The organism is Corallococcus sp. 4LFB, assembly GCF_046520365.1.
Classification (GTDB): domain Bacteria; phylum Myxococcota; class Myxococcia; order Myxococcales; family Myxococcaceae; genus Corallococcus; species Corallococcus caeni.
In genome coordinates this window covers 1-6,325 of sequence record NZ_JBKGHJ010000475.1, presented here as the reverse complement: position 1 = coordinate 6,325, position 6,325 = coordinate 1, and the positions used below count along the sequence as shown (strand labels likewise).

At 71.1% G+C, this 6,325-nt stretch carries 8 protein-coding genes; 5 read left to right on the top strand and 3 right to left on the bottom strand.

What is annotated here, in order from left to right; translation table 11 throughout:
• The 3 genes from ACLEQD_RS34455 to ACLEQD_RS34445 all read left to right on the top strand — a co-directional run.
• The coding region (locus tag ACLEQD_RS34455; RefSeq protein WP_410389918.1) for a ParB/RepB/Spo0J family partition protein at positions 1-838 on the top strand (838 nt) is incomplete at its 5' end.
• A 3-nt stretch (positions 839-841) separates the two neighbouring features.
• On the top strand, positions 842-1,417 hold the full coding sequence (gene pyrE / locus ACLEQD_RS34450; RefSeq protein ID WP_410389916.1) for an orotate phosphoribosyltransferase: 576 nt from the start codon (positions 842-844) through the stop codon (positions 1,415-1,417).
• The gene (locus ACLEQD_RS34445) at positions 1,414-2,043 is read left to right on the top strand and encodes a hypothetical protein (protein ID WP_410389914.1); all 630 of its coding nucleotides are present in this window, start codon (positions 1,414-1,416) and stop codon (positions 2,041-2,043) included. Before pyrE ends, ACLEQD_RS34445 begins: the two co-directional genes overlap by 4 nt.
• 30 nt (positions 2,044-2,073) lie before the next feature.
• Here the strand turns inward: ACLEQD_RS34445 and ACLEQD_RS34440 are convergent, their stop codons facing one another.
• The 3 genes from ACLEQD_RS34440 to nadB are packed head-to-tail and all read right to left on the bottom strand — an operon-like array spanning position 2,074 to position 5,033.
• Positions 2,074-2,676, bottom strand: coding sequence for a TIGR00730 family Rossman fold protein (locus ACLEQD_RS34440; RefSeq protein WP_410389912.1), 603 nt, complete (start codon positions 2,674-2,676; stop codon positions 2,074-2,076).
• Positions 2,677-2,678: 2 nt separating this feature from the next.
• Positions 2,679-3,443 carry a rhomboid family intramembrane serine protease gene (locus tag ACLEQD_RS34435; protein ID WP_410389910.1) on the bottom strand — a complete coding sequence of 255 codons (765 nt, stop codon included), beginning with the start codon at positions 3,441-3,443 and terminating at the stop codon, positions 2,679-2,681.
• A 6-nt stretch (positions 3,444-3,449) separates the two neighbouring features.
• Positions 3,450-5,033 carry an L-aspartate oxidase gene (nadB, locus tag ACLEQD_RS34430; protein ID WP_410389908.1) on the bottom strand — a complete coding sequence of 528 codons (1,584 nt, stop codon included), beginning with the start codon at positions 5,031-5,033 and terminating at the stop codon, positions 3,450-3,452.
• A gap of 88 nt (positions 5,034-5,121) precedes the next feature.
• On the opposite strand from nadB, the gene ACLEQD_RS34425 reads away from it, so the two are divergent.
• Both ACLEQD_RS34425 and ACLEQD_RS34420 read left to right on the top strand, forming a co-directional pair.
• Positions 5,122-5,811, top strand: a complete 690-nt coding sequence (locus ACLEQD_RS34425; protein WP_410389906.1) for a transglycosylase SLT domain-containing protein — start codon at positions 5,122-5,124, stop codon at positions 5,809-5,811.
• On the top strand, positions 5,768-6,325 hold a 558-nt coding region (locus tag ACLEQD_RS34420; protein ID WP_410389904.1), incomplete at its 3' end, for a tetratricopeptide repeat protein. The genes ACLEQD_RS34425 and ACLEQD_RS34420, both read left to right, overlap by 44 nt.

Sequence of the window (6,325 nt, the reverse complement as noted above, 5' to 3'; positions counted from 1 at the left end):
CTCCGGCGCGGGCAGCGACGGCGGCGGCGAGGCGAAGGACGTGCTGGAGGAGCCGCGCTCCGGTCCGGTGTCCGGCGCGGACGACGCGCTGCTGAGCGCCGGCATCTGGGACGTGGCGAGCCGCGCGAGCCAGGAGGAAGCGGGCTCTGGCGCGGGCTCGGAACAGGGCTCCAACGAAGACGCGGCGACCCCTGAAGGGGAGCCCCACGCGGAGGCCATCCAGCCGCGCGTGATGGGACAGGTGACGGCGATGGTGTTGCCGCTGGAGCGACTGGAGGAGGACACCACCTTCCGTCTGCGGGACGAGGGCGACGTGTCCGAGCTGGCCACGGACCTGGCGCGACTGGGCCAGCTGTTCCCGGTGGACGTGCGCCCGCGCGGGGAGGACCGCTACCAGCTCATCTGCGGCTTCCGGCGCGTGGCGGCGCTGCGCTTCCTCAAGCGCGACCAGGTCCAGGTGCGCGTGCACGAGGAGCTGTCCGACGAGGACGCGCTCCTGCTGTCCCTGGCGGAGGCCATCCACGCCTCGCCGGTGGAGCACGACGTGCTGGAGGCCAAGCGCGAGTCGCTGGAGGCCGAAGGCCGGCTGACGGCGCCGGTGCGCGACATGCTGGAGAAGGCGCTCGCCACGGAGGAGACGCTGGCGCCGGAGGGCGTGGAGGAGGAGATCGACGCCGACGAGCTGGCGGTGGACGTCGCGCAGCGCATGGGCGCCCTCAACCAGGACCTCTCGCTGCTCGCGGACGTCTTCGCCGCGCTGGACGAATCCCGCAAGGCGGAGCTGCTGATGCAGCTGCGCTACTCGGCGCAGCTGGTGGCGTACCTGGAGGGTCTGTAGCCCATGGCGGACACGCTCGAACGCGACCGCGCCCGGCTCCTGGAGGTGCTCACGCAGCGCTCCTTCGAGCGCCGGCGCGTGGTGCTCTCCTCCGGCAAGGAGTCGGACTTCTACATCGACTGCAAGCGCACGGCGCTGCTCGCCGAGGGCCACTACCTCATCGGCCGGCTGCTGCTGGAGGCCATCCGCCGCGACGCTCCGTCGGCGGTGGCCGCGGGCGGGCTGACCCTGGGCGCGGATCCGCTCGCGTCGGCGGTGAGCCTCACCAGCTTCCTGGAGGGCGGCGGCCAGAAGTCCCTGCACGCGTTCATCGTGCGCAAGGAGCCCAAGGGCCACGGCACCGGCCAGTGGATTGAAGGCCTGGCCGCGCTGGGCCCCGGCGCCCCGGTGGCCATCGTGGAGGACGTGGTGACGACGGGTGCGTCCACGCTCAAGGCCATCGAGCGCGCGAAGCTGGAGGGCCTGACGGTGCTGGGCGCCTTCGCGCTGGTGGACCGCCTGGAGGGTGGGCGCGAGGCCGTGGAGGCCACTGGCCACCGCCTCACCACGCTGTTCACGCGGAAGGACTTCATCCCGTGAGAAGGCTGCTGGGGGTCGCGGTGGTGCTGGGCGTGCTGGGCGGTTGCGCCAACCACCCCCCTGTCGTCGGGGAGCCCGCGCCCACGCTGGATGATCCGAAGCAGGAGGCCGCCTACCTCGCCGTGCTGGACCGGTACTCGGACCGCAAGGAGATCTACGACGGCTTCGACACGCGCGTCTTCGCGGGGGCCACGCTCCAGACGCCCGCCTTCCGCGACGCCCGCATCCACCGCCGCGCCATCTTCCAGACGCTGCCCGCGGCGAAGGTGGAGCAGCTCCTCGCGGAGGAGCAGGCGGAGGCGGAGAAGTTCCACGAGTTCTTCCTGGGCGTGCACGTCAACGACTACCGCTACGACGACTTCGCCCACCGCAACAGCATCTGGCGGATCGCGCTGGTGACGCCCGCGGGGGAGATCACCCCCACGGAGATCCGCCGCCTGGGCCGGGCGGACCTCAACGTGCGCGCCTACTACCCGTACACCAGCCTCTTCTGGGTGGGCTACCGGGTGCGCTTCCCCAAGACGTTCGCCAACGGCCAGCCCGTCATCCCCGAAGGCACGGAGCAGGTGATGCTCCGCGTCGCCTCGTCGCTGGGGAACGCGGAGCTGAAGGTGAGCGCGCGCTGACGCGCCGAAGCAGGGGACGGCCGCGGACCCTCAGGTCTGCTGGCCGTCCTTCAGCCACTTCGTCGTGAGCGGCATCGTGGGCCCCGCGAGCAGGCGGTCCAGGAGCGCGTCCGGGGAAGCGTTCACCGCGAAGGGCATGCCCTGCGACTCCGGGACGAAGCCCGCCTCCACCATCCGGCCCACCAGCGCGAGCAGCGGCTGGAAGAAGCCGTCCACGTCCAGCAGGCCCATGGGCTTCCTGTGCAGGCCCAGCTGCGCCCAGGTGATGATCTCGAAGAGCTCGTCCAGGGTGCCGAAGCCGCCGGGCAGGGCGAGGAAGGCGTCCGCGCGCTCGGCCATCAGCGCCTTGCGCGAGTGCATGGAGTCCACCCGGTGCAGCTCCGTCAGGCGCGGGTGGGCCAGCTCCTTCGCGTCCATGAAGTGGGGCAGCACGCCCACGGCCTTGCCGCCGTTGGCGATGACCGCGTCCGCCACCGCGCCCATCAGCCCCACGCTGGCGCCGCCGTAGACGAGCGTCAGCCCCCGCTTCGCCATCGCGGCGCCCAGCCTGGAGGCCGCCTCGCGGTACTCGGCGCGCGCGCCGGAGCGCGAGCCACAGAAGACGCAGACGCTGCGCACGGGAGTTTCAGCCATGGTCAGAAGGATCCGTACCGTTGGGGGTGGGCGGCCACCACGGCCAGCGCCGCGGCGATGAAGAGCAGGACGGGGATGGCGCGCGAGTAGAACTTCGGGCCCTGGCGCAGCGCCAGGCCGCACGGCAGGCCCAAGAGGAAGCCGCCCAGGTGCCCCGCCCAGCTCACCCCGGGCAGCAGGCTGATGACCGCCACCTGCACCAGCCAGAACATGTGCTCCCGGCGGCCCTGCTGGGTGAGGATGGGCAGCATCGCGCCGCCCCAGCCCAGAATCATCCCGGACGCGCCCACCGTCACAGTGTTGAAGTTGAAGAAGAGCGCGAACGCGGAGCCGCCCAGCGCCGTGACGAGCGACAGCGCCAGGAACCGCAAGCTGCCGATGCCGCGCTCCAGCGACGCGCCCAGCGAGTAGACGACGGACATGTTGAAGAGCAGGTGCAGCGGGCCGCCGTGCTCGAACACCATGCCCAGCAGGCGCCAGTACTCGCCCGCCTGGACCCACGGCCCATAGAGCGCCAGCGGGCCCACGACGCCGAGGTTCCTGCCGTCGATGACGAGCGGCCGGCCCATCGAACTGCTCAGGAAGAACATCACCACCGCGCCCGCGATGGTGGCGTAGCAGACGTAGGGCGTGGGCAGCACGCGCTGGGGCTGCGGCGGGCCCGGAGGCGGACCGCCCCCGTCGTGCTCGCGCGGGGCGGTGCCCTGTTCGTCTCCCAGCCCGGAGGGGCCGGGGAGGTCATCCAGCATGCGGCGCGGACGGGACATGGCGGCTCACAGCTCCCGCGAGAGGACGGTGTCGCGCGTGCCCTGGTGCTCGTCCGTGTGGGGGTAGTCCAGGGTGTAGTGCAGGCCCCGGCTCTCCTTGCGGCGGCTCGCGCAGTCCACGATGAGGTGCGCCACCTCCGCGATGTTGCGCAGCTCGATGACGTCGCGGGTGACCTTGAAGCGCCAGTAGTAGTCGCGGATCTCCTCGCGCAGGAGCTCCAGCCGCCTCCTGGCGCGCATCAGCCGCTTGTCCGTGCGGACGATGCCCACGTAGTTCCACATCAGCCGGCGGATCTCATCCCAGTTGTGGGTGACGACCACGCTCTCGTCGGAGTCCACCGCGCTGCCGGAGTCCCAGGCCGGCGGATCCTCCTTCGGCAGCGACTGCGAGGACAGCTCCTCCGCCGCCACCTGCACCGCGCGGTGGCCGAACACCAGGCCCTCCAGCAGCGAGTTGGACGCGAGCCGGTTGGCGCCGTGCAGGCCCGTGCAGGACACCTCCCCGATGGCGTACAGGCCCGGCACGTTGGTGCGCCCGTGCAGGTCCGTCACCACGCCGCCGCACTGGTAGTGGGCCGCGGGCACGACGGGGATGGGCTGCACCGCCATGTCGATGTTGAAGGCCTTGCAGGTGGCGTAGATGTTGGGGAAGCGCTCCGTGAGGTACGCGCGGCCCAGGTGCGTCATGTCCAGGTAGACGCAGTCGTTGCCCGTGCGCTTGAGCTCCGCGTCGATGGCGCGCGCCACCACGTCGCGCGGGGCCAGGTCCCGCATGGGGTGGTAGCGGTCCATGAACGTCTGGCCGCCCTTGAGCTTGAGCTTGCCGCCCTCGCCGCGCAGCGCCTCGCTGATGAGGAAGCTCTTGGCCTCCGGGTGGAAGAGGCACGTGGGGTGGAACTGGTAGAACTCCATGTTCGCCACGCGCGCGCCCGCGCGGTACGCCATGGCCACGCCGTCGCCCGTCGCGACGTCCGGGTTGGAGGTGTAGAGGTACACCTTGCCCGCGCCGCCGGTGGCCAGCACCGTCACCTTGGAGAGGAAGCGCTCGATGGAGCCGCTCTCCAGGAGCGCGTAAGCGCCCACGCACCGGCTGGAGGGGGCGTGCGGCCGGCGGTCCAGGATGAGGTCGATGGCGGCCGTGTTCTGGAAGAAGGTGATGTTGGGCTGCTGATCACACGCGGCCAGCAGCGCGCGCTGCACCTCGCGGCCGGTGATGTCGCCCGAGTGGATGACCCGGCGGGCCGAGTGGCCGCCCTCGCGGGTGAGGTCGAACTCGCCGCCCAGCCGGTCGAACTCCGCGCCCAGCGCGATCAGCTCCCTGAGGCGCGTGGGCCCTTCTCGCACCGTCACCTCCACCGCGTCCCGGTGGCACAGCCCCGCGCCCGCGACGAGGGTGTCCTCGATGTGCGCGTCGAAGGTGTCCGTGGGGGCGAGCACGCTGGCGATGCCCCCCTGGGCATAGGCGGTGTTCCCTTCGCCGCGCTCACGCTTGGTGAGCACGGCGACCGTGCCGTGCCGGGCCGCCTGCAGGGCGAACGACAGGCCTGCCACGCCGCCGCCCATGACCAGGAAATCAAACCGATGGGGCATGGCCGACAGCCTTAATGGCGGTAAGTGCTGGAAACAAGGCGATTTCTTGAGGACTTTCCGGGCGTTGTCTAAGGTTTCGGACGCCGCCATGCGTGTCCTGACCGCCCTCGTCGTCCTGCTGACCGCCGCCCTCCCGGCGTACGCCTCCGACGGCATCTACAGCTACGTCGAGAAGGACGGCACCATCGTCTACACGAACGTGCCGCCCGGGGGCGCGCGCAAGGCGCGCAAGCTGTCCGGGACCTTCACGCCCGCGCCGGCCAGGTCCGCGCCCGTGCGGGGCCGCTCGCGGACGCCCGCGGAGCTGGATCCGCACATCACCACCGCGGCGCTGCGCTACCGCATCCCGCCGGCGCTGGTGCGCGCCATCATGCACACGGAGAGCAACTTCAACCCGAACGCGCTCAGCCACAAGGGCGCCAGCGGGCTGATGCAGCTCATGCCGGGCACCGCGTCGGACATGTACGTGAAGGACATCTTCGACTCGAAGGAGAACATCGAGGGCGGCGTGCGCTACCTGCGCGTGCTGGCGAACATGTTCGACGGCGACATGGTGAAGATGGTCGCCGCGTACAACGCCGGGCCGGACGCGGTGAAGAAGTACGGAGGCCAGGTGCCGCCGTACGCCGAGACGCAGGAGTACGTGCGCAAGGTCCTCCAGCTCTACTACCACTACAAGGAGCGCGAGCGGCTTGCCCAGGCCGAGGCCAGCAGCCGTGAGCCCACACCCGAGAATGACGACGCGCACGAAGGGGCCGAAGGAGCCGGGCCCCGCTGAAGAGGAGTTCCTGCGGCAGCTCCACCGTGGAGCGGAGTTGCTGGGCGCCGGCCAGGTCACCGAAGCGAAGGACTTCCTGGAGCGTGCGCACCAGCTCCAGCCGCGCCACGAGAAGGCCCAGAACCTCCTGGGCCTGTCGTATTTCAAGCTGGGCCTCTTCGACCGCGCGGCGGACCTGTACGAGATGCTCGTGCGGGACAACCCGGTGGACCCCACGCTGCGCGTGAACCTGGGGCTCGTCTACCTGAAGACGAACGCGCTCCAGCGCGCGGCGCGCGAGTTCGAGACGGCCACCGACCTGGCCCCGGACCACAAGAAGGCCCACAACTACCTGGGCCTGACCTTCGCCCAGATGGGCGAGTACGGCCGCGCGCGCGAGCACTTCCTCCTGTCCGGCAGCGACGCCATGGCGGAGAAGATGTCGCGCGCCATCGCCGGGGAGGGCTACAGCCGCCCGCCCGCGCCGCCCACGCCCGCGCCCACGCGTCCGCGCGAGGAGGAGGGGAGCGCCGCG